This is a genomic window from Herbaspirillum huttiense (genome assembly GCF_047300815.1).
Classification (GTDB): domain Bacteria; phylum Pseudomonadota; class Gammaproteobacteria; order Burkholderiales; family Burkholderiaceae_D; genus Herbaspirillum; species Herbaspirillum huttiense_A.
Window position 1 is genome coordinate 1,314,564 of sequence record NZ_CP178608.1, and the last position, 22,058, is coordinate 1,336,621.

Consider the following 22,058-nt stretch of genomic DNA (forward strand, 5'->3'; position numbering starts at 1 on the left):
GGTGTGAATGGCTTGCCGGCCGCTCAGGGCAGGCCGGTGACCGCAGGGGCGTTCTCGCTGACCCACTTGAGTCCTGCCAGCCACAGGTCATGTCCCCGGTGCAATGCGGCTTCGTCGGCCTGGCGGAAACTGCGGGCATCCGGACCCCGGCCGACTTCCTCCGTCACTACGTGGCAGCCAGCGTCGCTGGGCTGCAGATACCAGGTGTGGTAGAAGTTCGGCGTCTTGCCTGGTGCGTAGCCAAACCAGCCCATGCGTTTGATGGGCTCGAACTCGACGATCTTGCTTTCCAGGTCGAAGCCGAAGGTGCGCCACTGGAAAACCGTCGTCGCCTCCAGTGTCGTCGTACCCGCCGGGAGTGTGACGTGGGTCCCGTTGGGGTACCACTGCGACCAGTCGCCAGCCGCGGCAATGTGGCGCCAGACGATCGCGCAGGAGGCATCGATGTCAGTTTCATTGTGGGCGAACAGGTCGGCTTCTGCAGGTGAGAATCCAGCCGGCCAGTGGATGTCGGCATCGCGCTGGGCGAGATCTGCCGCCATCGGGTGACGGTTGCCTGCGGAGGCAGGGCCACCGGCATGGCTGATGGCGGGAAGCACCAAGGTGCCCAGCAGAAGGGCGCCCAGCAGGGCGGCATGGGAAATGGTTCGGTTGCGCATGGGTGGCTCGCTGTGAATGGAAGAGGGTGCCACTTTGACGCAGCTTCATTGTGTAATAAAGTAGGTGAAATTCATTACACTTGTGACTGAAGTGCGAACTGGGGGAGGCATGCAATTCGATGGCGCATTGATGGCGGAGTTGACCATACTGGCCGCTGTGGCCGAGGGAAAAAGTTTTACGCGCGCCGCCGCCGCACTTGACCTGAGTCCTTCCGGGGTCAGCAAAGCGATCTCCCGGCTGGAGAGAAGGCTGGGAGTCAGACTGGTGGAGCGCACCACGCGCTCGCTGGTCGTCACCGATGAAGGCACGCGACTGCTACAGAACGTGGTGCCGCTCATGACGGGCATCACCGAAGCCGCAGCGCTGGCCAGTGGCGGCGTACAGGCGGTCAACGGGCGCCTGAGGGTGAACGTCGACCCGTATTTTTCCCGGGTCATGATCTCGGCGAAGCTGCCCGCTTTCATGGAGACCTATCCCGATGTTCAGCTCGAACTGATCATGCGGGATGATCTGGGCGATCTCGTGGCCGATGGCTTCGATCTGGCGATCCGCTTCGGCCCGCCTCCGGTCGGCTCTTTCATCGGGCGGCGGCTGTGTGAAACCAAGGTACTGACCGTCGCTTCGCCGGACTACATCAGGCGCTTCGGTCATCCCGGGGCCCCGGCAGAACTCGCCAGGCACCGCAAGATTCTTTTTTACAATGCCGCCACGGGTCGACCTTTCGAATGGGAATTGCGCCGGCAACGCAAAGTGGTCAAGGTCGAGGCCAAGGGGCCGTTGCTGGTCTCCGACGTCGGTGCCATGCTGACCGCCTGCGCAGAGGGCGGTGGGGTCGCCCAGATCCTGGAGCTGGGTGCTGAGGAAATGATTGCAACGGGAAGACTGGTGAACCTCTTTCCTGAATGGAACGGGGAGCGCTTTCCGCTTTACGCCATCTATCCCACGCGTCGACACCTTCCCGCCAAGATCCGCGCATTCATCGACTTCTGTGCGCGGTGCTGTTCGAATGCACGTTGAAGGAGGCGATCGGCTTGCAGATGCCGCCGACAAGTGAGAGGTAAAAGTACCTGGATCGACGCCTTGTCTGCAAGTTGGTCATAATAGTCTGCACCTTGACCTGCTCACCTCGTCCCCTGCCAGCCTATCCCGAACATCATGTCGCGCATTGCATTCACCGGCCAGATCCTGGCGCCCAGGGACGTTGACAGCGTGTCCCGTCCCGTCGTGGCCCTCGGCACCACATCGGTGGCAAAGGACTGGGAGAACGCCAGGCATCAGCATCGCAAGGCACAACTGATCTATTCGGTGCGCGGCATTCTCAACTGCGAAGTCGAGGACGGCGTCTGGATCGTGCCACCGCAGTGCGCCGTATGGATCCCGGGCGACCTGCCCCATGCCGCACGCGGGGCAGGGCAGACGGAATGCTATTGCCTGTTCGTGGAGCCGGATGCCGCTGCGGATCTTCCGGCCACCTGTTGCACGATTTCCGTGTCGCCCTTGCTGCGCGAGCTCTTGCTCAAGGCGGCGGGTTTTCCCGAGCTGTATCCCCTGGGCGGACGGGAAGAGCGCCTCATCGCCGCCTTGCTTGACGAGCTGGTGAGTGCCCCGGTAGAGGACCTGCATCTGCCGATGCCGCGCGACTTGCGCTTGCGGCGGCTCGCCGACATGCTGCTGGCCGATCCCACCGACAAGACTTCCAAGGGCGATTGGGCCCATCGCATCGGCATGAGCGAGCGCAGCATGAGCCGCCTCCTGCAGCAGCAAATCGGCATGAGCTTCGGCCGCTGGCGCCGCCAATTGCACGTGATCCTGGCGCTGCAACGCCTGACCAGGGGCGACAGCGTGCAGACCGTGGCCTTGGAGTTGGGCTACGAAAACGCCAGTGGCTTCATCACCATGTTCCGCAAGGCCACCGGGAAGTCACCGGCACGCTATCTGTCCGATCGCATGGCTATCCCGGTTCCTGCACCGGTACCGGCCATCACGCTGCCGACCGGACACCGCTGCTGAATTGCGCCGACCCGCCACACCCTGATCGTGGCCGAAATGCGAAATAATCTGGCCTGGTTTCGCTATTGCGACAACCCGCCTTCATTGTTAAATGGCTGCTCCAAATAACAATGATTATCGTTTATGTCCTCTCGCCATGCTGTTTCATCTTCTCGTCGCTTCATCGCTTCAAGCACCCCCGCGTTATCCTGTCGGCTCTCCGCCAGGGCCAGGCGCGACTTGCTCAGGCGCACGCCCCACAAGGTCTTGAATTCGGCGGTCGCGGCCGCCGTTCTGCTGGGCGCGCAGGCCAGCTTCGCCGCGGATGCATCGCAAGACCTGCAAAGCCGGCCCGATTCCGCGACGGCTGCGCAAGCGCAAAGTACCTTGCCGGCCATCACCGTCACCGGGCATGCGGAGTCGGCGACCACGGAAGGTAGCGGCGCCTACACCACCGGCGAGACGGCGGCGGCGACGCGCTTGCCGCTGTCGTTGCAGCAGACGCCGCAGGCGGTGACGGTGGTCACGCGCCAGCGCATGGATGACCAGCAATTGAACTCGGTGCAGGGCGTGCTGGAGAACACCACCGGAATCACGGTCTACCAATCCGACAGCGAGCGCACGAGTTTCTATTCACGCGGCTTGCTGATCAACAATGTGCAGTACGACGGCATCCCCACGGTGCTCGGCAATACCGTCAACGGCAGCGGGATCAGTGCGCTCGATACCGCCTTCTATGATCGCGTCGAGGTGGTGCGGGGCGGTTCCGGCCTGCTCACCGGAACGGGCAACCCCTCGGCCGCCATCAATCTGGTGCGCAAGCGGCCGACCCAGGATTTCGCGGCGACGGCCTCGCTTGGCGCAGGCAGCTGGGATACCCATCGCGCCATGGTCGATCTCTCGACCCCCGTGACAGCGGATGGCCGCATCCGCGCTCGGCTGGTCGGCAGCGATCAGGAGGGACATTCCTACATCGATGGCTACCGTCCCGGCAAGAAGACGTTCTACGGCATCGTCGAAGCTGACCTGACCCCGCACACCACCGTCAGCCTGGGCTATGACGATCAGCACATCACCTCGACGGGCGCCACCTGGGGCGGGTTGCCGCTCTGGTTCAGCGACGGGACGCAGGCGGCCTACGCCTCGTCGAAGAGCTATGCACAGGATTGGAGCCATTGGGATACGACCCTCAAGACAGCCTTTGCCGAGCTCGATCATCGTTTTGCCAACGGCTGGAAACTGCATGCCATGGCCAGCCAGTACCGCACCGATTTCAATGCCGAACTGCTCGGCCTGGTCGGCCGTCCGGACCGCACTACCGGGCTGGGCACCTATCCCTTCGGGGCGTATCCGGTGGCCCTCGCGTCGCAGGGCAGCAGCCGTACCGACACCTTCGACGTGATGATGAGCGGCCCCTTTGAACTGCTGGGCCGCCATCATGAGGCCATAGTGGGAGCCACGAGCTCCCGCCGCACCTCGGACGAAGATGACATCGCCCCGTTCTATGCCGGCTTCATGCCGGTCAATATCAATGACCTCAGCACACCGTTTGCCCGTCCGGATTTCGCAGCGATGTCGCCGGTTCCCACCAGCACCAGGATCAAACAAAGTGGTGTCTACGGTGCGGCCCGTCTGTCATTGGCCGACCCCTTGAAGCTCATCGTCGGCGCACGCGTAAGCAACTATGAAATTGACAACAGCGTCGGCGGCGCGGCGATGCATTACGAGAAGAATGGTGTCCTGACGCCCTATGCGGGGCTGGTCTACGACATCAACCGGATCTATTCGGCCTATCTCAGCCATACGCGCATCTTCAATCCACAGACCGACTATCAGGACAGCAAGGGCAATGTCCTCACCCCCGCCACGGGAAAGACGACGGAGATCGGCCTGAAGGGCGCGTACCTCGAAGCACGCCTGCATGCCTCGGTGGCCCTGTTCGAAACCCGGCTGGACAACGCGGCCCAGATCGTCGCCGGTGCGTTCACGCCTGCGGGCGCGCAAGCCTACAGCGGGGCAGATGGCACCAAGTCGCGCGGGGTCGAAGTGGATCTGCAGGGCGAGCTGGCACGCGGCTGGAACGTCTACGCAGGCCTCTCCCATTTCATCGCCGAGGATGGCAACGGTGTGCGTCTGAATTCGCAGCTGCCGCGCACCACGGCGCAGTTGTTCTCGACCTATCGCCTGCCCGGCGCGTGGCACAAGCTGACGGTGGGGGGCGGCGTGAGATGGCAGAGCGGCATTGACGAGGCGGCCAATACCGGCACCAGCACCTTGGGCGGCCGGCAGGGCGGCTATGCCCTGGCATCGCTGATGGCGCGTTATGTCGTCTCGCAGAAAACCACGGTGGCGCTCAACGTGAACAACCTCTTTGACAAGACTTACGCGTTGCAGAAGGGGGACTTCGATACCGTGACCTACGGTGCTCCACGCAACATGATGGTGACGCTGGATTACCGGTATTGAGTCCGCACGGTCGGCTTTTTCATCATCAGCTCTTCTTATGAATCCTTCTTTTAATGATCTGGAAAAATGATATGTCAACCCAGTCGCCGCTTTCCTCCACGCCTCCACTGCCGATCCGGAATCCGGACAAGACCGCCTCGTTTTGGCTGACCACTGCCATGGGCGCCGTGCTCTTCGTAAGCTTCCAGCTCTTCTTCTACGTCAACGATTTCGTGAGAACACAGGGCAGCGCGCCCGCCATCACCTTCGAGACCCGGATGCTGTGGATGTTTTCCGCCTATTACGGCTGCTGGATCGTCACAGTCCTGCTCGCACTGGCCGCCAACCGCGCGGCCCGGTGGAGCGCGCTGATCCTGGGCAGCCTGCTGGTTGTCCTCAACACCTTGGGCGGCATTGCCGACGGATTGCGCGATGGCTGGCACATTGCCTTCTCGGCGGTGTTCTTCATTTCCCTGCCGGGCGTATTCGCCATCATGGTCACCTGGCGCAACCTCAATCGCGAAGGAGAAGGCCATGTCGATGAATAGTGCGGATTTCCCGCTTGTATGGATGAACCTCGCCCAGCAACCCGGACATGATCACGAGCAGGATTTCACGGAATTTGAAACCAATCTGCAGCGCGAAGAACCCTTCGTGCTGCTGACCGATACCGTTCCTGCCGAGGACCACGAGCATTCCGCAGAGGAGAAGAAACGCACCGCCCTCTGGATGAAGCAGCACAAGCAAGCCTTGCGCAAGCTGGTGCTGGCGATGATCGTGGTGGAGCCCAACGCGGCCAAACGGATGGGCTTCAAGCCCTTCGCGGTCGTCTTTGCCAAGTTCTGGGGTTATCCGCTGCTGCTGGCGGGCTCGCGTGAGCAGGCAGTGACGATGGCGAGGGACCTGCTGGCGCACAATGGGCAGCGTGACTAGCTTCTCTTGCCCTGTTGCGACCTAGTTGCCACGCCGCTGCGCATTACCCGTCACCGCCAGGATCAGCCCGGCCATCACCACCACACAGCCCGTCGTCTCTGCAGCCGTCGGCATGTGCCCCAGCACCGGCCACGCCAAGAGGGCCGCCAGGCCTGGTGTGAGGGCCGGGAAGATCGCCGCACGGCCGGCACCGAGCAGGGAAACCGTCCTGGCATAGGTGAACAGGGTGCCGGCACCGGCGATCAGGCCCTGGATGACCACTTCCGTCCACAGCACCTGCGGCGGCGACGCCAGCAGGGAGCGCGCCCCGGTCAGAACCAGGTACAGCGGAACGTAGGTGACCAGTGCGGAGAAAGCGATGACGGCCGTGGCCAGCAGCGGATCGAGACGGTTCTTGCGCAGGACGATCCCGAAACCCGCCCACAGTGTGCCGGCCAGGATGAACATGGCATCCCCCATGAGCGTGGTGCCGGTGAAGCTGGACGCATTGAGCCCGGCCACCAGCAGCAGCCCGCCCAGCACCGCGAGGATGCCCGTGGAGCGGCGCCAGGTGATGCGGTCACCGGTGAAGATGGCGCCCAGCAGCATGCCCATGACGCTCATGGCCGAAAAGGGAAACACCGCCGCATGGCTGACCGGCGCAAACTGCAGGCCGCCGAACATGAGCATGCCGAAAGGCACGCCTGCCAGCAGGGCGATGCCCAGCCAGGTCTTCCAGCGGCCGGTGAACTGGTGCTGGTCCCTGATCCAGGCCATCGCCAGTACCGGCGCCGTGACCAGCCCGGCGACGCCGAAACGCAGTGCGGTCAGGTCAAAGGTCTGCAGTCCGCGATTGATTCCCCAGCGGGCAAAGACGGTATAGAGCGCACCGATACCGGCGGCCAGCAAGCCAATCAGTATCCCGCGGACGAAAGTGTGATGTCCCTCAGGCTGCGCGGCCGAGGGGGAGAGTGAATTCTGCATGGGGTGGCGTCCCGTTTGATGTGGGTGAAGGGCCGCACTGGTGCTCTACGCCTCTGCGGCCGGCACCAGTGCGCTCACGGCAAGGACCGTGGATTACTTTGCCGCGAGCAGGTGCTGCAGCACCGGCAGCAGGCTCTCGGGCTCCGGACGGCGGGTGTAGTCGGGGTTGACCTCGGCATAGGCGATCACGCCATCCTGGCCGATGACGTAACGCGCAGGCATCGGCAAGGTCCAGGCCGGGTCGTCGTTGAAGGCGGGCAGGTCATTTTTCAGGTTCTTGTACAGCTCGACCAGGTAGTCCGGCAGGCTGAAGCGCAGGCCGAAGGCGGCCGCCACCTCATTGCGTACGTCGGAGAGGATCGGGAAGTCGAGCTTGTTCTGGCGCTGTGACTTGCGGCTGTTCGGAGCGGTCTGCGGCGAGATCGCCACCAGGTTCGCGCCCAGTTCCTGGAAGCGCGGCAAGGTTTCCTGCAAGGCCTGCAGTTCGAGGTTGCAGTAGGGGCACCAGACGCCGCGATAGAAGCTCATCACCAGCGGCCCGCGGGCAAGCAGTTCGGCCGACGAAACGGCCTTGCCGTCCGGGTCGGCCAGGGTAAATTCCGGTGCGCGGTCGCCGGCCTTGAGCGCACGGCCGGCTTGACCGGATGCGATCAGTTCGGCCGTGGCGCGCTCCATCACGGGATGGATTTCGGGCGGGGCGAAGTAGGGGGCCTTGCCGCCCTTGAAGTCAGCCTTGAAGGCATCGAGTTTGTCTTGCAGTGTCATGATGGTTTTTCCTTTGCAGTTTGTTTGGTATGTCGTGTGAACGGGTCAACGGCAGCCGGCATCGTCAAGCCGGTGGCAACAGCGACTCCACGCGGGCGATGGCGCGCTGTACTGCCGGGCGTTGCGACATCGTGGCAAACCAGCGCGCCACATGCGGGCTGGCCTCCAGATCGACGCCGGCAAACTGGCGGCGCCAGATCCAGCCGAAATGGGCGATGTCGGCAATGGAATAACTGCTGCCGGCGACGAAGGGCTGCTGCGCCAGCAGACGGTCGAGCAGGCCCAGCGTACGCAGTGCCTCCCCGTGGAAGCGTGCAATCGCATGGGGCAGCGCTTCAGGCGCAAGCTTCTGGAAATAGCCCGCCTGCCCGAATGCCGGACTGAGCGCAGAAGCGTGAAAGAAAAGCTGCTCGAAGACGCGGGCGCGTGCCACCCCATCCACGGGGAGCAAGGCCCCGTGCCGTTCAGCCAGATAAACCAGGATCGCCGCCGACTCGCTGAGCACCATGCGCTGCTGGTCCTGCAGCACCGTCAGCACGGGGACCTTGGCGTTGGGGTTCAGGGCGAGAAAATCGGCCGACCGTTGTTCGCCCTGGCGCACATTGACGGTGTGGATCTGGTATTCGAGGCCCAGTTCTTCCAGGGCGATCACGGGCTTGATGCTGTTGGGCGTGGCAAAGGCGTGGAGCTGGTACATGGTGCATCCTCAAGTAGGGTGGCGAGGGCCGGCCGTGCTTACAGCGCAGGCGCCGCCGGGAAATCGACCGGCACCTGGGTCAGTGCATGCAGGTAGTTGGTGATAATCTTGTCGCCGATCACCATCACGACATCGACCAGGTTGCCTTCGGTATAGCCAGCTGCGAAGAAGGCCTCCACCAGGGCAGGCGCGGCATGGCCACGCTGTTCGGCGGCGCTCTTGACCAGGCGGGCCAGCGCATCCAGGCGGGCGTCAAAGGCAGCGCCACCCTTGCGGATCGCAATGATCTGTTCGGGTGTGAAGCCGACCATGCCACCCAGCACCGTGTGCGCGGCCAGGCAGTAGGCGCATTCGTTGACCTGGCTGACCACCAGGTTGATGACTTCGCGCTCCTTGGCCGTGAGCGAGCTCTTGCCGTTCTGCAGCGTCAGGTAATTGCCCAGCGCATGTTCCGAGTGGGCGAACGTGGCGTACAGGTTGGGCACCATGCCCAGGCCCTTGCGAAGATTGTCGAAGATGGCCTGGTTGGCGGGAGAGACGGTAGCGGCGGTCGGGATGGTGAAGGTTTTCATGAGATGTCCTCGTGGATTCAATAAAGGGTTGCGACAGGGCGAACTATGGGCGCCTTGAACACGCCGGGGTAGCCAGCCGGATGGCATAGGCTTTATTCCTGCAAACGCAGAAGCGGCGATCAAGGCGCGGTGCCATCAGCCCAGTGCGGGCTTGGTCCATTCGTTGCCCGCCATGAAGCTGTCGAGCTCGGTGCCGACCAGGTGGTTGGTGTAGTTGCTCATCACCTTGGTGGCCACGCCCAGGACCACTTCCAGCACATTGCGGCGGGTGTAGCCCGCGGCGATGAAATCCTCGACGTCGGCCTCGGCAACGAAGCCGCGATCACGCACCACCAGGGTGGTGAAGCGATGCAGGGCCTCCAGCCGGGCGTCCGGCAGCGCAGTACCGGCGCGCAGGGCGGCGATGACGGCGGTGTCCATCTTGATCATCTTGGCCAGCGTGGTGTGGCCCGCCATGCAGTAATGGCAGTTGTGCTCGAAGTTGGCGGTCAGGTAGACCACCTGCTGTTCATGCGGGGTCAGGCTGCTCTTGGCGAACAGGTCCCACAGGGCGGTGTAGCCCGCCAGCAGCTCCGGGGAGTGCGCCATGTTGGCCTGCAGGTTGGGAATGAAGCCGAAGGCCTTCTTGACCTCATTGAGGACGGGTTTGGCGGCTTCGGGGGCGGTATCTTGCGTGTAGACGGTGAACTTGCTCATGGTCATTCTCCTGTGGGTGGATGTCGTTGCGACCCCTGAATCATCGGCCAGCGCCCATGGCCCGGGTAGACCGGCCGCGCGCATATAATTCATTCCTTCACGGAATAATTGAGCGCAGGCATGGCGCCTGCCAAAGGAATGCAATGGACCGACTCGCCCTGATGGAAACCTATGTCTGCACGGTGGAAACCGGCTCGTTCTCGGCGGCGGCACGGCGCCTGCAGGTAGGGCAGCCCGCCGTCTCCAAGGCCATCGCGCAACTGGAAGAGCGGCTGCAGGCGCGGCTGCTGTTGCGCTCCACCCGCGGCCTGACGCCCACCGAAGCCGGGCAGGCCTACTACGAGTCGGCCAAGCGCGCCATTGCGATGGCCGACGAGGCCGACAGCGTGGTGCGGGGTGTCAGCGCCGACCTGGTCGGCAAGCTGCGCGTCTCGGCGGCAGTCACCTTCACGCGGCTGCATGTGATTCCCCATATCAAACGTTTCATGGAGCGCCATCCCCAGCTGGAGATCGAAGTGGTCCTCGATGACCGCCATATCGACCTGCTGGAGAACGGCATCGACATCGCGCTGCGCATGGGCAATCTCGGCGATTCCTCGATGACGGCGCGCAGGATCGCCACCGGGCGCCGCATGGTGGTGGCCACCCCCGCTTACCTGGCGCAGCGTGGCGTGCCACAGATGCCGGCCGACCTGGTGCATCACGAGGCCGTGGTTTACCTGTCCGATGCCGGGGGCGCCACCACCTGGTCATTCGAACGGGACAGCGCCGAGGTCTCGGTCACGGTCAGCGGGCACTTGCGTGTGAGCGCGGCCGAGGGGGTGCGGGCCGCCGTCTGTGCGGACGTGGGCGTGGCCATCGTCTCCGAATGGATGTTCGCGCCTGAGCTGGCACGCGGTACGGTCTGCCAGCTCCTGCCCGAGTGGTCCCTGCCGACCATCGATGTATGGGCGCTCTATCCCTCGGGCCGCCTGGCCAGCGCCAAGGCGCGCGCCTTCGCGGCTTTCGTGGAGGAGATCATGATGGGCGAGGGTACGGCGCTTCCGGCGGAGGGCCAGGCGTGAGGCCAGCCGTCCAGGTGTTGTGGGCCACCAAGCTTGAGTTGCCGCGGGAATGTCGCGATCTCGATTCATGACGCAGTGTCACTTTTCAAGTGACTTAATCGCGTCAAAGTCATCCATGCTTTTACGTTAAATTATCTCTCCCTGAACGCGGTCAGGCCACCTTGTTCCGGTCGCAGCGAACGCATGCGATGCGGTCATCATGAAGACTTTCATAGGGAGAATCATATGGAAAAGAAACCGGCTATCCTCATCGTCGGGGCCTCGCGCGGCCTTGGTCTGGCGCTGGTCGAGCAATTTTGCCAGCGCGGCTGGCAGGTGCTGGCGACGGTTCGTACGCCGTCCTCGGCGCTGGAGGGCTTGAAGACGCGTTTTGGCGCTGCACTTGAAGAAGAGGTGGTGGATATCGCCGATGAAAGCAGTGTCAGGGCGCTGCGCCAGCGGCTTGAGGGCCGCACCCTGGAGATGCTGTTCATCAATGCGGGCATCGCAAAGTCCATCAACGAGAGCGCTGGCACTGCGCCGGTCCAGGACTTTCTGGACATGATGCTGGTCAACGCCTTCAGCCCGATGCGCTTCATCGAAATCTTCGATGACATGGTAGCGCCCGATGGCACCATCGCCGCGATGTCATCGGAGTTGGGAAGCATCACCGGCAATGAGGGGGGCTGGGACCTGTACGCCTCCAGCAAGGCGGCCCTGAACATGCTCATGAAGTGTTATGCGGGAGCGCGGCCCGGGGACCAGCGCGCCAAGCTGGTGGTGGCGCCCGGCTGGATCCAGACCGAGATGGGCGGGCCGGGGGCCAGCTTCACCGTGGAGGAGACGATTCCACTGGTGGTCGATATGCTGGAGAAGAACCACGGCAAGCCGGGCCTGCGCTTCGTTGACCGCTTCGACCGCAGCTTGCCCTGGTAATCTGCCATCGCCGTTGTATCACCCGTGTGCCCGGCCCTTGCCGGGCACACGCCTGTTGAGGCCCATCATCTGCCATCGACGGCGTACAGGCGTACAGTCTGGCAGACGTTCAGTCTCCCGCCGCTTGCCCGGTGATCGACAAGACAAAATCCAGGAAAGCGCGGGTCTTGGCCGGGAGATAGTTGCGGGAGGGATAGAAGGCATGCAGCGGAAAGCGTTCATCGCTCCAGTGCGGCAAGAGATTGATCAGCCGTCCCTCGGCCAGCAGATTTTCCACCCCCAGTTCCATCACCTGTGCCACGCCAAAGCCGGCCAGGCAGGCGCTGTGCATCGTGCCCACATCATTGACCAGCAAGGGGCCATCCACGCGCAAGGCGATCAGTTTGCGGCCACGCTTGACGTTCCAGGCGAAAGGTCTTCCGGTCTCGGGATCGCGATACTGGATGCAGACATGCTTGCCCGACTCCAGCTCGCGCGGCGTGTCAGGCCGGCCGTGGGCCTTGATGTAGGCGGGCGACGCCACTGTGAGGATGCGGGTGTCCAGCAACTTGCGCGAGATCAGCGAGGAGGAGGCGGGCTCCCCGAAACGGATGGCCAGGTCAAAGCCTTCGGCGACCATGTCGCCGAGCTGCTCGCGGGTGATGAGATCGAGCCGCAGGTCCGGATGGTGCCGCATGAAGCTGCCCAGCCGCGGGCCCAGGATCAGCCGCGAAAAGAAGGGATCGATATTGACCCGCAGCCGTCCCCGCACGCTCTGCCGCCCTTCGGCCATGGTCCCGGCGGCTTCCTCCAGGGCCGAAAGGAGGGGCGCGATCTGGTCGTACAGGCGGCGCCCCTCTTCGGAGAGCGACACCGAGCGCGTGGTGCGCTCGAACAGCCGCACCGCCAGCCGTTGCTCCAGCCGTGCGATGGCGCGGCTCACGCCCGATGGCGTCATGTCCAGGGCCTCGGCGGCAGCCGCGAAGCTGCCGCCCTTGACCACCGCCGCCAGGACCCCCATGCCGCTGAACATGCGTTCATCGAATGTCATGCCTTCCTTCCAGAAACTATGAATGATTTGCTTGTCGTGCATGGCCAGTCAAGCCGAGCGCATCATGGCAGATCGCGCGCATGCCTGGAGCGCATGACCAGCAAGAGCGAGAGCACCATGGCCATGCCCGCCAGCGGCGTAAGCGCCTTCGGGCCAAGGGTGTCGACCACCAGCCCGCCGGCCAGCGCACCGGTGGCGATGGCGCCGTTGAAGGCGATCACGAACAATGATAGCGCGGCTTCCGAATCGCCGGTCTGGCGGGCGGCCCGGAATACCCAGGTCTGCAGCAGGACGGGCAGGGCGGCATAGCTCATCCCCCAGGGGACGAGCGAGGCGATGGCCACCGGCTTGACATCGCCAAAGGCCCACAGCAAGGCCATGCTTGCGATGAGCACGACGAGGGTCCCGATGAGTGCTGTGCGCAGCGAGCGCGCCATGAAGCGGCCGATGGAGAAATTGCCCAGCACCCCGGCTAGGCCATAGACCAGCAACAATGAACTGATCCAGGAAGGCGCGATGCCGGTCACGTTCTGCAGGTACGGGGTGATGTAGGTGTAGGCAAGGAAATTGCCCGTCATCACCAGCGCGGTGGCAAAGAAGATGAAGCGGATCGGGCCATGCCGGTAGGCCACCGCAATGGCTTTCAGGGAGGCACTGCCTTGCGAGGGCAAGGACGGCACCAGTGCCCCGGCCCACAGGCACACCAGCAGGCTCAGCCCCGCCAGTACCAGGAAGGCGGCATGCCATCCCAGGGATTGGCCGATGAAGGTGCCAAGCGGCACCCCGAGCACCGAGGCGACCGCCAGTCCGCCCAGTACCAGGGAGGTGGCCTTGACGGCCTGGTGCTCGGGGACCAGGCGGATCGCCATGGCCGTGGCGATGGACCAGAAGATGCCGATGCCTGCGGCCACGATGAGGCGGGCCAGGAGCAGCATGGCAAAACTGTCGGCCGAGGCGGCCAGGGCGTTTCCGGCCAGGTTGATGGCCATGAGCGCCACCATGAGCCATTTGCGGTCAAAGCGCGCGGTCAGTACCGTCAGGGGACCGGCGGTGAGGGCCACGAAGAGCGCAAAGCCGGTGACCAGCAAGCCGGTCATGCCGACCGACAGATGGATGCCGTTGGCAATCGGGCCCAGCAGGCCTACCGGCAACAGTTCGGAACTGACGAAGCTGAAGCACCCGACCGCCAGGGCGAGGATGGCCAGCCATGTGCGCAGGCTGGCATCCTTGGGGGGATGGGCGGCGGACAGGCCGGAAGAAGAGCGGGAATGGCCGCTGGCAGTGCCAGTGGCAGGCGAAGAGGTGGACATGGCGACTCCTGTAGAGAGGATGATTCGGATGGGGCGCGTGAACGCACAACCGGATTGTCATCTTCTGTTGAAGAGTCGGCGATAGCATCAATATCAGAAATGAAGTGACAGGAAGTCACTAATCAGGCGAGCGCCGCTGCGATGGCCTCAGGCACGAACGGACGATTGTTCATGAAACAGGCCCCCACGAAGACGGCCTCCGCGTAGACCACGTCGCCCACCTTGATCTGCTGCACGAAATTGACCCGGCTGCGCTTCTCGTGTTTCTGCAGTGCGCAGGTGACCTCCATCGTGTCTCCCTTCTGCAGGCTCTTGCGAAAACGCAGGGAGTATTCCAGCACCATGAAGACCTGGCCCTGCTTGAAGGCTTCTTCGATATCGATGCCCAGCCCTTCTTTCAGGAAGGCGTGGCGCGTCCATTCCATATAAAACGGGTAATACAGGCCGTCGACCACGCCTTGGAAATCGATATGCTTCGGATCTACTTCGAATTGTTTGGAGAACATGGATGTCATCTTTCCAGTAAATGAGACAGGCAGCGCAAGCTGGACAGGTCTGCGCTGCCATCCGTTTTGCAGAAAGCAGGATTATGCGGCAAATCGTCTCACCGCCGACGCGGCACCGTCATGAATTCGGTGCGCAAGCACAGCAATTCGGAGCCTGCGCAAAATGTTGCAGCAAGATAGCCCGCCAGACTCCGTACCGCCGGGGCTGTCGCCACATGAATGCGTTGCGCCCCCAGCTTGGGCCAGTTGCACAAGCGGCAGGACCGAGGCCCTGCGCACCTTGATATCGTGGGCCCATCGTTGGCAACTGGCCCGCTGGCGCTTTACATATCGCTCACCAGCGCCGCCTTGGCTTCGTCGGCGGGCGCATTGCCTTCCATGACGATCAGCCTGGAGGGAGCTGCCGTTGCAGCCGGCGCGGAGAAATTGCGTGTCGGGCCAATGGCCGTGCCGTTGGACATGCCCTTGGCGTCGGTGACGAAGCTGGCGACCGGCGCGGCCACGCCGCTCAGATAGACGTTGTAATTGGTCTGCGGCTTGAGCTTGAAGAGTGACACTTCCAGCGCGTCGACCACGCCCAGGTTGCGTGACACCACAAAGCCACGCGCCTCTGCTGCAGTGACCGGCTTGAGCCGGATGTTCAACGGTTCGCTATTGGCCAGCGGTGCCAGGTTCTGGCGGCCGTCGCCCTCCTTGATGACGTTGGACAGGAAGATCAGTGCCTGCGGTGCCTGGCCACCGGCGACATGGGCGATGACCTTGTTCTGCACCGGATCGATGACTTCCATCCCATCGCCGTTCTCCAGCCCCACGTAGACGCGGCTGCTGTCATCGGAAGTCCAGATGCCATGCGGCAGCGCGCCGGTCGGAATGGTTGCTACCAGTTTCGCCTCGGCATCGGTGGTGTAGACCTTGACCACGTTCTCGCCGCCCACGGTCACGTAGGCCAGCACTTGCCCGTTGACCGTGGCGAAGGAAAGGTGATTGGTGATGAAGCCGGTATCGATCACGCCCGTGACCTTCAGGGTACGGGTATCGATGCGGGTGACCTTGCCCACGTCCTTGTGCGTCATCCACATTTCCTTGTAGTCGGGCGTGAATTGCAGGAAGGGCGAGAACGGGCTGACCACGCTGATCTTCTTGATCACCTTGTGGGACTTGACGTCGATCACATCGACTTCAGGCGTAAAGCTGGCCACTGCGAAGGCCAGCTTCCCATCGGGCATGAATTGCACCATGCCGGGGCCGACTGCGGTCTTGATGCGGCGGGTCTCCTTGAACGTGGTCGGGTCGATCACGGAGATGTAGTCCTCGCCGCGCACCACCACCCAGACTTCCTTGCCGTCGGCGCTGAAGAACCCCTCGTGGGGCGAGCGACCCACATAGGTGATGCCCTTGACGGCGTTGGTGGCGGTGTCGATGAAGCTCACCGAATTGGAGCCGTTGGAGATCACGACCAAGGTCTTGTGATCAGGGGAAAAGCCCATGCCGTGCACGTTGATCTGTCCCTTGTACAGCGGAGAGAGCACATCCGGACGTGGATTGCCAAGACGGATCTGGCCCACCAGCGTGTTGTCGGCAGGATTGAAGACGGACACCGTGTTGGTGTTCTGGTCGGCCGTGTAGACACGGTCATGCGCGGTCGGCAGGGCCATGGCGGAGGAGGCGGCCAGGCTACAGGCCAGCAGGGAAGCGGATTTGGCGAATGTTTTCATGGTTGCGGTTCTTTCTGGTGGCGGAAAAAAGTAGCGGGCTCAAGGAGCCGTAGAGGGGGCGGATTGATTCTTGAGCCAGGCCTGCATGACCTGGATTTCGTTCTGCTGCTCGGCGATGATGCCCAGCGCCAGATTGCGGATTTCGGGGTCCTGGCTGTACAGCAACACGGCCCGCGCCATATCCACCGCCCCCTGGTGATGCGGCATCATCATGGTGATGAAGTCGTGCTCGGCATTGCCGTTCATGGGGGCTTGCTGCATGCCGTAGTCCATCACCGCCATGGCATCTTGGGTGAGGGCGGCGTACGACTTTGCCGTACTGGCGATGAAGACCGGGGGGGCGGGCGCTGCGTGTTGGTCGCCATGATCGCCATGATTGCCATGGGGGCCGGCTGCGCCGGACATCATGCTCATGTCATGTGCCAGCACGGCGCCGGACAGCGGCGCGATCAGACAAGCTGACAGGAACAGCTTGCGCCATCGCGGGGTGGGGATAGTGGTGCGCTTGGTGGTGTTCATCGCCTCTCCTTGGCAGGGTTGATGCGGCCAGTGTAGGCAGCGGCGAGAGACGAACGAGTGACAATCGGATGACATTAATGACATCTCCATCCGGCAGGGCTTTGCCGCGCCGATGCAAAGCAGGCGGGGAGGGCGGCTATGGACCTGATGACCAAATTGTCATGCGATGGTCATGCTGCTGCGCCAGGCAGGGCACTAAGCTGCGGACGAAATGAAGTGTTTGTTCCGGCCAGGCCGTGATGTTGCGCAAGTCTCGGCAGTGCTGGTGCCCAGACGTTGATGTCCAACAGGCGGCCTCATGCTGCCATCCTCATCCGAAGGAATGTCCCATGCCACGTTCAGTCCCTGCAGCAGTTGTCTTCTTGAGCGCCGTCCTGCTTGCGCCCGTCCAGGCGTGGGCGCATGCCCATCTGGAGCGGGCAGTGCCAGATGGGCAGAAGCCGGTGGCTTCCCCCTCCGAGATCAGGCTGGATTTTTCGGAGGGGCTGGTGCTGCCGTTCAGCCATCTCTCGCTGGCCGCAGCCGATGGTCATGCTGCCCCCTTGGAGGACGCCGTGCTCGCCGGCCAGGGCAAGACGCTCGTGGCGCCCTTCAAGGGAAAGCTGGAAGCCTGCCCCTATGAAGTGCATTGGGAGGTACTCTCTACGGATGGACACAAGACCAGCGGAAGCTATCGCTTCACGGTGGCGCCTTGAATACGGCGCCCATTGCCTGGATCGCCTGTCGATTTCTCCAGGATGCCGCGCTGCTGAACCTGTGGGGCATGTCCGCCTTCATGGCCTGGCGGGTACCGGCCACCTTGAGGATGGGCCTGTGGGCAAGGCTTCGCGGCCTGCGCAAGATCCTTCGTGTCACGGCGGCAGTGGCCGTCGTGGCGTCACTGCCGGTGCAGGCCAGCGTCATCGTCGGCGGATGGGACCATGCCATGTCACTGCAGGTGATGGCCGACATGCTGCGGGCAACCTCGGCAGGGCGCGCCTGGACAATCCAGCTGGCTGCTTTGCTGGTGCTGCTGTTGGCCAGATTGCTGCCGGCGCCGTATCCGGTGCATGCTACGGCGCTGGCCAGTGGCGTCATGCTGGGCTGTCTGGCGCTCACCGGCCACGCCGTGATGCACGATGGCCTCATCGGCCGCGTGCATCAGCTCAATGATGTCGCGCATGTGCTGGCGGCGGGCGCCTGGCTGGGTGCGCTGCCGGTGGTGGTGCTGCTGCTGTCGGATATCAGCGCGCCCTTTCCGGACGCCGCCGTGCGGCAGGCCTTGTCAAGATTTTCAGCAGCAGGCCATGTCGCAGTGCTGTGCGTGATCGTCTCGGGAGCGAGCAACGTCTGGCTCGTGCTGGGCAGAGTGCCCTCTGACGCGCACGATCGGTATCAGGCCATGCTGATGGGGAAGATCGGTCTGACGGCAGCGATGGTGCTTGCGGCCGTGATCAATCGCTACGGGTTGGTCCCGGCCGCAAGGCGCAGCGACCTGGCCGCACGATATCTCCGTCGGTTGACGCTGGCTGAGATCGTATTGGCGGCTGGCATCATCGCTTTGGTCGCGGTGCTCGGCATCGCGGCGCCGGATTGAGTGGCTTGGCTTGCCCCACCGGAGGGGGGACGCCCCCGTTGCGAAAACCCGTTACCATCCCCGTAGCGCCGATGCCGCATCGTCGGCCGTCGGCCGGTAGCCGCCTTCAATTTTCAGCCAGGGGAGAAAAGATGGAACGCTGGATCGCCTACGCATTCATTTCAATGGCCTTCGCCGGCTTCACCTCGGTCATTGCCAAACTGGGTTTGACCGGCATCTCCAGCGACCTGGGATTGGCCATCCGGACCTGCTTCGTGTTCGTCTTCGTGCTCATGTTCGCCGCTGCCGTGGTGCCGGTGGCGCAACTGGGCGCGGTTACCTGGCAGAACGTCCTCTGGCTCGGCCTGTCGGGTGTGACCACCGCGGTCTCCTGGGTGTTCTACTACAAGGCCATCAAGGCGGGCGATGTCTCGACCGTGGCGCTGATCGACAAGGGCAGTGTCATCGTGGCCTTGCTGATGGCGGTCTGGATCCTCAATGAAGTCATCACCCCCGCCAAGCTGATCGGAGCCGCGCTCATTGCTGCCGGACTGCTGGTCATCTCACGCGGATGAACCGCGCGCGGATCCCAGTACCGGATGCCGCGCCACCGTCTCGGCCAGGAAATCAGCCACCGCCCGCACCCGCGCCGAGGCGCTCAGGTCAGCGTGCATGACCAGCCACAGGCCGTTGTCGAACAGGGCATCGGAAGGGACGACCTTGACCAGTTCCGGGGCCGTGGCCAGGAAGTCCGGGATGATGGCCAGCCCCAGGCCGGCGCGGGCTGCTGCGATCTGCATCGGCAGGTTCGATACCGCCAGCACCGTGCGTGCCTGCGCCGCATGCGTAGTCATCCACTGCGCCGCCGGCAGGTGGCTGTGTGCCTCATCCCAGGTGATGATGTTGCGCCCGGCGAAGGGGTCGCCGTCTTGCTGCGGATGGCGCTTCAGGTAGTTGCGGCTGGCGTAGACCGCGTAGTGCATGCGGCCCAGCTGGCGCAGCTTGAGGTTGCCGTTGGCCGGGCGCACCACGCGCAGGGCCAGGTCGGCCTCGCGCCGGCCCAGGGTCACGGTGGCCGTCTGCGTGACGATCTCCAGGCTCAGCCCCGGATAGCGCCGCGCCAGCGCCGGCAAGGCCGGGATTACCAGGTCCGTGGCCAGGTTCTCCGAAGTGGCCAGGCGCACCGTGCCGGATACCTCGCCGCTCATCCCGGCTGCACCGCGCTCCACCGCCAGTACCCCTTCCTCGGCCAGCTCGGCGCGCTGCAGGATCTCCTGGCCTTCGTCGGTCAGGAAGTAACCGGTCTGGTGCCGCTCGAAAAGCCGTGCACCCAGGCTCTGCTCCAGCTCCGTGATACGCCGCGCCACCGTGGACTGGCTGGCCTTGAGCCGGGCGGCCGCCCGCGTGAGGCTGCCGCCACGGGCCACTTCCAGAAAATAGCGCAGGTCGTTCCAATCCATTGGTTTTCCATTTTTGGAAAATGATTCGCCGATTATTTGCATTTTCCTCTCGGCATGCAAGGACTACATTGTCCTCATGACGCCGCAGCGGCCAGGCCCTTGAGCCCGCCGGGCGCGGCGTCCGAGTTCTTCGTATTTCTTCGTATCCCTGTTCCCGTAGAGGAGAATCGCATGCAATACCGTACCCTCGGCCATACCGGCCTGCTCGTTTCCCGCCTGTGCCTGGGCACCATGACCTTCAGCGACGGCAGCGGCATCTATCAGCACATCGGCAACGTCGGCCAGCAGGAAGCCGACCAGCTGGTCAAGACCGCCTTCGACGCCGGCGTCAATTTCTTCGATACCGCCGATGTCTACTCGGCCGGCGCCAGCGAAGCCACCCTGGGCCAGTCCCTGCGCAATCTCGGCCTGGCCCGCAGCGACGTGGTGCTGGCCACCAAGGTCTACAGCCGCATGGGTCCCGGCCGCAATGACGTGGGCGCCTCGCGCGGCCACATCATGGATGCGGTCGAGGCCAGCCTGCGCCGCCTGCAGACCGACCACATCGACCTGTACCAGGTGCATGCCAGCGACAGCCTCACCCCCATCGAGGAAACCCTGCGCGCCCTCGATGACCTGGTCACGCAAGGCAAGGTGCGCTACGTCGGTGTCTCCAACTGGCCGGCCTGGAAGATCGCCCGGGCGCTGGGTGTCTCGGCCGAGAAGGACTTCGCGCGTTTCGAAACCGTGCAGGCGTATTACTCCATCGCCGGGCGCGATCTCGAACGCGAGATCGGCCCCTTGCTGGAGGCCGAGAAGATGGGCCTGATGGTCTGGAGTCCGCTGGCCGGCGGCCTCATGTCCGGCAAGTTCAGCCGCGCGCACCAGAAGCCGGGTGACAGCCGCCGCTCCGGTTTCGATTTCCCCATCGTCGACAAGGAGCGCGCCTGGAACATCATCGACGTGATGGCACCGATCGCCCGGCGCCACGACGTGAGCGTGGCGCGCGTGGCGCTGGCCTGGCTGCTCTCGCGCCAGGTGGTGACCTCGGTCATCATGGGGGCGCGGCGCCTGGACCAGTTGCGCGACAACCTGGCCGCCATCGACCTGCAGCTCGATCCCCAGGAGCTGCAGGCACTCGATGCCGTCAGCGCGCTGCCGCCCGAATATCCCGGCTGGATGCTCGCGACCCAGGGCGCCGACCGCCTGGGACCGGTGGACCTGTGGGCCGAGGCGACGCATTCCTGATCGCCGTCTGACTGCCGCGACGCGCTAACCCCGGCGCGGTGCGGCCAGGGCAGTGGCCATGTACTGCGTCGCGTAGTCCACGAAGGTGCGCACCCGCAACGGCAAGGTCCGGCGCACCGGATAGACCACGTGGGCCGGGATGCTCCTGGCCTCCCAGCGCGGCAGCAGGCGCACCAGCCGGCCCGAGACCAGGTCTTCCTCGGCCAGCCAGGTCGGCAGCACCGCCACCCCCAGATCCATGCGCGCCGCCTCGCGCAAACTGGTGACCCCTTCCGAGACCAGCACCGGCTGCACCTGCAGCCGGTGCTCCTGGTCACCCTCCCCGTAGAGCATGACTTCCCGCGTGCCGCCGAAATTGGCCGACGCCAGGATCAGCCACGGCCAGGCCTGCAGGTCCTCGGGACGACGGCAACGCTTGTGCGCTGCGACCAGCCCGGGGGAGGCCACCACGTGGCGCCGGATCTGGCCCAGCGAGCGCGCCACCACCCGCTCATCGGTGAGGGTGCCGGCAATGATGCCGGCGTCGCACCCCTCTTCGATCATGTGCACCGGACGGTTGGAGTAGGACAGCTCCATGGTCACGCCAGGATGCGCCTGGATGAAGCTGCTGATGAGCCGGCTCACCACCGTCTGCCCGAAATCGATGGTGGAAAACACCCGGATGTTGCCCTGCAGCCCGCCCTGTTCCTGGCGCAGGCGCTGCTGGGCCTCGTCGGCCAGTTCGATCAGGGCGCGCGCATCCTGCAGGAAACGCTGGCCGCTGTCGGTGAGGCTCATGCGGTGCGTGTCCCGGCGCAGCAGTTCGGCGCCGCATTGTTCTTCCAGCGCGCCCAGCTGGCGGCTCAGGGTGGGCTGGGTCATGTGCAGGGCACGCGCCGCCGCCGAGATGCTGCCGCAGTCGACGATGGTGACGAAGCTGCGCAGCAGGTGCAGGTCGTTGAACATGGTCATGCAAAAAGTGGATAAGCGATATGCCGATTATACGGCTACAGCCGTTGCGCTCCCGGTGGGATGATTCTTCCATCGATTTCAACCCA

24 protein-coding genes are annotated in these 22,058 nt (G+C 63.9%); 11 read left to right on the forward strand and 13 right to left on the reverse strand.

Features of this window, described 5'->3' with window-relative positions:
• Nucleotides 1-23 precede the first annotated feature (23 nt).
• Nucleotides 24-659, reverse strand: coding sequence for an SRPBCC family protein (locus tag ACLRDN_RS06055; protein ID WP_413459392.1), 636 nt, complete (start codon nt 657-659; stop codon nt 24-26).
• Between the two features lie 109 nt (nt 660-768).
• Here ACLRDN_RS06055 and ACLRDN_RS06060 point away from each other — a divergent pair, with 109 nt between their 5' ends.
• The 5 genes from ACLRDN_RS06060 to ACLRDN_RS06080 all read left to right on the forward strand — a co-directional run bounded on the left by ACLRDN_RS06060 (nt 769) and on the right by ACLRDN_RS06080 (nt 6,027).
• A complete protein-coding gene (locus ACLRDN_RS06060) occupies nt 769-1,677 on the forward strand; it encodes a LysR family transcriptional regulator (RefSeq protein WP_413459393.1) in 909 nt (302 codons plus the stop codon).
• 138 nt (nt 1,678-1,815) lie between these two features.
• A complete protein-coding gene (locus ACLRDN_RS06065; RefSeq protein WP_413459394.1) occupies nt 1,816-2,670 on the forward strand; it encodes an AraC family transcriptional regulator in 855 nt (284 codons plus the stop codon).
• 219 nt (nt 2,671-2,889) lie between these two features.
• On the forward strand, nt 2,890-5,115 hold the full coding sequence (locus tag ACLRDN_RS06070) for a TonB-dependent siderophore receptor (RefSeq protein ID WP_413459395.1): 2,226 nt from the start codon (nt 2,890-2,892) through the stop codon (nt 5,113-5,115).
• A gap of 53 nt (nt 5,116-5,168) precedes the next feature.
• Nucleotides 5,169-5,642 carry a hypothetical protein gene (locus ACLRDN_RS06075; protein WP_413459396.1) on the forward strand — a complete coding sequence of 158 codons (474 nt, stop codon included), beginning with the start codon at nt 5,169-5,171 and terminating at the stop codon, nt 5,640-5,642.
• Entirely contained in the window at nt 5,629-6,027 is a 399-nt protein-coding gene (locus ACLRDN_RS06080) for a hypothetical protein (RefSeq protein ID WP_413459397.1), read from the forward strand. The genes ACLRDN_RS06075 and ACLRDN_RS06080 overlap by 14 nt, the downstream gene beginning before the upstream one ends.
• Before the next feature lie 21 nt (nt 6,028-6,048).
• On the opposite strand, the gene ACLRDN_RS06085 is transcribed toward ACLRDN_RS06080, so the two are convergent.
• From ACLRDN_RS06085 to ACLRDN_RS06105, 5 genes are all read right to left on the reverse strand, one after another.
• On the reverse strand, nt 6,049-6,990 hold the full coding sequence (locus tag ACLRDN_RS06085) for a DMT family transporter (protein WP_413459398.1): 942 nt from the start codon (nt 6,988-6,990) through the stop codon (nt 6,049-6,051).
• A gap of 93 nt (nt 6,991-7,083) precedes the next feature.
• Nucleotides 7,084-7,755, reverse strand: a complete 672-nt coding sequence (locus tag ACLRDN_RS06090) for a peroxiredoxin-like family protein (protein WP_413459399.1) — start codon at nt 7,753-7,755, stop codon at nt 7,084-7,086.
• Nucleotides 7,756-7,819: 64 nt separating this feature from the next.
• Nucleotides 7,820-8,452, reverse strand: a complete 633-nt coding sequence (locus tag ACLRDN_RS06095; RefSeq protein ID WP_413459400.1) for a glutathione S-transferase family protein — start codon at nt 8,450-8,452, stop codon at nt 7,820-7,822.
• Between the two features lie 38 nt (nt 8,453-8,490).
• On the reverse strand, nt 8,491-9,024 hold the full coding sequence (locus ACLRDN_RS06100) for a carboxymuconolactone decarboxylase family protein (RefSeq protein ID WP_413459401.1): 534 nt from the start codon (nt 9,022-9,024) through the stop codon (nt 8,491-8,493).
• 135 nt (nt 9,025-9,159) lie between these two features.
• Nucleotides 9,160-9,720, reverse strand: a complete 561-nt coding sequence (locus ACLRDN_RS06105; RefSeq protein ID WP_413459402.1) for a carboxymuconolactone decarboxylase family protein — start codon at nt 9,718-9,720, stop codon at nt 9,160-9,162.
• A gap of 143 nt (nt 9,721-9,863) precedes the next feature.
• On the opposite strand from ACLRDN_RS06105, the gene ACLRDN_RS06110 reads away from it, so the two are divergent.
• Both ACLRDN_RS06110 and ACLRDN_RS06115 read left to right on the forward strand, forming a co-directional pair.
• Entirely contained in the window at nt 9,864-10,784 is a 921-nt protein-coding gene (locus ACLRDN_RS06110) for a LysR family transcriptional regulator (protein WP_413459403.1), read from the forward strand.
• A 225-nt stretch (nt 10,785-11,009) separates the two neighbouring features.
• Nucleotides 11,010-11,699 (forward strand): SDR family NAD(P)-dependent oxidoreductase, encoded by a 690-nt coding sequence (locus ACLRDN_RS06115; RefSeq protein ID WP_413459404.1) that lies wholly within the window; start codon nt 11,010-11,012, stop codon nt 11,697-11,699.
• Nucleotides 11,700-11,808: 109 nt separating this feature from the next.
• Here ACLRDN_RS06115 and ACLRDN_RS06120 read toward each other — a convergent pair whose 3' ends face one another.
• From ACLRDN_RS06120 to ACLRDN_RS06140, 5 genes are all read right to left on the reverse strand, one after another.
• Nucleotides 11,809-12,729 carry a LysR family transcriptional regulator gene (locus ACLRDN_RS06120; protein ID WP_413460356.1) on the reverse strand — a complete coding sequence of 307 codons (921 nt, stop codon included), beginning with the start codon at nt 12,727-12,729 and terminating at the stop codon, nt 11,809-11,811.
• Nucleotides 12,730-12,791: 62 nt separating this feature from the next.
• On the reverse strand, nt 12,792-14,039 hold the full coding sequence (locus ACLRDN_RS06125; RefSeq protein ID WP_413459405.1) for an MFS transporter: 1,248 nt from the start codon (nt 14,037-14,039) through the stop codon (nt 12,792-12,794).
• Nucleotides 14,040-14,161: 122 nt separating this feature from the next.
• Nucleotides 14,162-14,545, reverse strand: a complete 384-nt coding sequence (locus tag ACLRDN_RS06130; protein ID WP_413459406.1) for an acyl-CoA thioesterase — start codon at nt 14,543-14,545, stop codon at nt 14,162-14,164.
• A 323-nt stretch (nt 14,546-14,868) separates the two neighbouring features.
• Nucleotides 14,869-16,260, reverse strand: a complete 1,392-nt coding sequence (locus ACLRDN_RS06135) for a hypothetical protein (RefSeq protein ID WP_413459407.1) — start codon at nt 16,258-16,260, stop codon at nt 14,869-14,871.
• A 39-nt stretch (nt 16,261-16,299) separates the two neighbouring features.
• Complete coding sequence (locus ACLRDN_RS06140) at nt 16,300-16,779, reverse strand: DUF305 domain-containing protein (RefSeq protein WP_413459408.1); 480 nt, start codon at nt 16,777-16,779, stop codon at nt 16,300-16,302.
• A gap of 329 nt (nt 16,780-17,108) precedes the next feature.
• Here ACLRDN_RS06140 and copC point away from each other — a divergent pair, with 329 nt between their 5' ends.
• The 3 genes from copC (at nt 17,109) to ACLRDN_RS06155 (ending at nt 18,909) form a co-directional block, all read left to right on the forward strand.
• Entirely contained in the window at nt 17,109-17,474 is a 366-nt protein-coding gene (gene copC, locus ACLRDN_RS06145; protein ID WP_413459409.1) for a copper homeostasis periplasmic binding protein CopC, read from the forward strand.
• A complete protein-coding gene (copD, locus tag ACLRDN_RS06150; RefSeq protein WP_413459410.1) occupies nt 17,471-18,355 on the forward strand; it encodes a copper homeostasis membrane protein CopD in 885 nt (294 codons plus the stop codon). The genes copC and copD overlap by 4 nt, the downstream gene beginning before the upstream one ends.
• A 131-nt stretch (nt 18,356-18,486) precedes the next feature.
• The gene (locus tag ACLRDN_RS06155; RefSeq protein ID WP_413459411.1) at nt 18,487-18,909 is read left to right on the forward strand and encodes an EamA family transporter; all 423 of its coding nucleotides are present in this window, start codon (nt 18,487-18,489) and stop codon (nt 18,907-18,909) included.
• On the opposite strand, the gene ACLRDN_RS06160 is transcribed toward ACLRDN_RS06155, so the two are convergent.
• Nucleotides 18,898-19,794: a LysR family transcriptional regulator gene (locus tag ACLRDN_RS06160; protein WP_413459412.1), complete on the reverse strand. Its 897-nt coding sequence runs from the start codon at nt 19,792-19,794 to the stop codon at nt 18,898-18,900. The two genes, ACLRDN_RS06155 and ACLRDN_RS06160, sit on opposite strands and share 12 nt — an antisense overlap.
• Before the next feature lie 171 nt (nt 19,795-19,965).
• Between ACLRDN_RS06160 and ACLRDN_RS06165 the strand changes: the two genes are divergently transcribed.
• Nucleotides 19,966-21,021 carry an aldo/keto reductase gene (locus ACLRDN_RS06165; RefSeq protein WP_413459413.1) on the forward strand — a complete coding sequence of 352 codons (1,056 nt, stop codon included), beginning with the start codon at nt 19,966-19,968 and terminating at the stop codon, nt 21,019-21,021.
• A gap of 24 nt (nt 21,022-21,045) precedes the next feature.
• Here ACLRDN_RS06165 and ACLRDN_RS06170 read toward each other — a convergent pair whose 3' ends face one another.
• Nucleotides 21,046-21,972 carry a LysR family transcriptional regulator gene (locus ACLRDN_RS06170; RefSeq protein ID WP_413459414.1) on the reverse strand — a complete coding sequence of 309 codons (927 nt, stop codon included), beginning with the start codon at nt 21,970-21,972 and terminating at the stop codon, nt 21,046-21,048.
• Between the last annotated feature and the right edge of the window lie 86 nt (nt 21,973-22,058).

Bases quoted from the DNA above. Each gene is read 5' to 3' on its own strand.
- ACLRDN_RS06055 (WP_413459392.1), bottom strand. From the start codon at position 659: ATGCGCAACCGAACCATTTCCCATGCCGCCCTGCTGGGCGCCCTTCTG.
- ACLRDN_RS06060 (WP_413459393.1), top strand. From the start codon at position 769: ATGCAATTCGATGGCGCATTGATGGCGGAGTTGACCATACTGGCCGCT.
- ACLRDN_RS06065 (WP_413459394.1), top strand. From the start codon at position 1,816: ATGTCGCGCATTGCATTCACCGGCCAGATCCTGGCGCCCAGGGACGTT.
- ACLRDN_RS06075 (WP_413459396.1), top strand. From the start codon at position 5,169: ATGATCTGGAAAAATGATATGTCAACCCAGTCGCCGCTTTCCTCCACG.
- ACLRDN_RS06080 (WP_413459397.1), top strand. From the start codon at position 5,629: ATGTCGATGAATAGTGCGGATTTCCCGCTTGTATGGATGAACCTCGCC.
- ACLRDN_RS06085 (WP_413459398.1), bottom strand. From the start codon at position 6,990: ATGCAGAATTCACTCTCCCCCTCGGCCGCGCAGCCTGAGGGACATCAC.
- ACLRDN_RS06090 (WP_413459399.1), bottom strand. From the start codon at position 7,755: ATGACACTGCAAGACAAACTCGATGCCTTCAAGGCTGACTTCAAGGGC.
- ACLRDN_RS06095 (WP_413459400.1), bottom strand. From the start codon at position 8,452: ATGTACCAGCTCCACGCCTTTGCCACGCCCAACAGCATCAAGCCCGTG.
- ACLRDN_RS06100 (WP_413459401.1), bottom strand. From the start codon at position 9,024: ATGAAAACCTTCACCATCCCGACCGCCGCTACCGTCTCTCCCGCCAAC.
- ACLRDN_RS06105 (WP_413459402.1), bottom strand. From the start codon at position 9,720: ATGAGCAAGTTCACCGTCTACACGCAAGATACCGCCCCCGAAGCCGCC.
- ACLRDN_RS06110 (WP_413459403.1), top strand. From the start codon at position 9,864: ATGGACCGACTCGCCCTGATGGAAACCTATGTCTGCACGGTGGAAACC.
- ACLRDN_RS06115 (WP_413459404.1), top strand. From the start codon at position 11,010: ATGGAAAAGAAACCGGCTATCCTCATCGTCGGGGCCTCGCGCGGCCTT.
- ACLRDN_RS06120 (WP_413460356.1), bottom strand. From the start codon at position 12,729: ATGACATTCGATGAACGCATGTTCAGCGGCATGGGGGTCCTGGCGGCG.
- ACLRDN_RS06125 (WP_413459405.1), bottom strand. From the start codon at position 14,039: ATGTCCACCTCTTCGCCTGCCACTGGCACTGCCAGCGGCCATTCCCGC.
- ACLRDN_RS06130 (WP_413459406.1), bottom strand. From the start codon at position 14,545: ATGTTCTCCAAACAATTCGAAGTAGATCCGAAGCATATCGATTTCCAA.
- ACLRDN_RS06135 (WP_413459407.1), bottom strand. From the start codon at position 16,260: ATGAAAACATTCGCCAAATCCGCTTCCCTGCTGGCCTGTAGCCTGGCC.
- ACLRDN_RS06140 (WP_413459408.1), bottom strand. From the start codon at position 16,779: ATGAACACCACCAAGCGCACCACTATCCCCACCCCGCGATGGCGCAAG.
- copC (WP_413459409.1), top strand. From the start codon at position 17,109: ATGCCACGTTCAGTCCCTGCAGCAGTTGTCTTCTTGAGCGCCGTCCTG.
- ACLRDN_RS06155 (WP_413459411.1), top strand. From the start codon at position 18,487: ATGGAACGCTGGATCGCCTACGCATTCATTTCAATGGCCTTCGCCGGC.
- ACLRDN_RS06160 (WP_413459412.1), bottom strand. From the start codon at position 19,794: ATGGATTGGAACGACCTGCGCTATTTTCTGGAAGTGGCCCGTGGCGGC.
- ACLRDN_RS06165 (WP_413459413.1), top strand. From the start codon at position 19,966: ATGCAATACCGTACCCTCGGCCATACCGGCCTGCTCGTTTCCCGCCTG.
- ACLRDN_RS06170 (WP_413459414.1), bottom strand. From the start codon at position 21,972: ATGACCATGTTCAACGACCTGCACCTGCTGCGCAGCTTCGTCACCATC.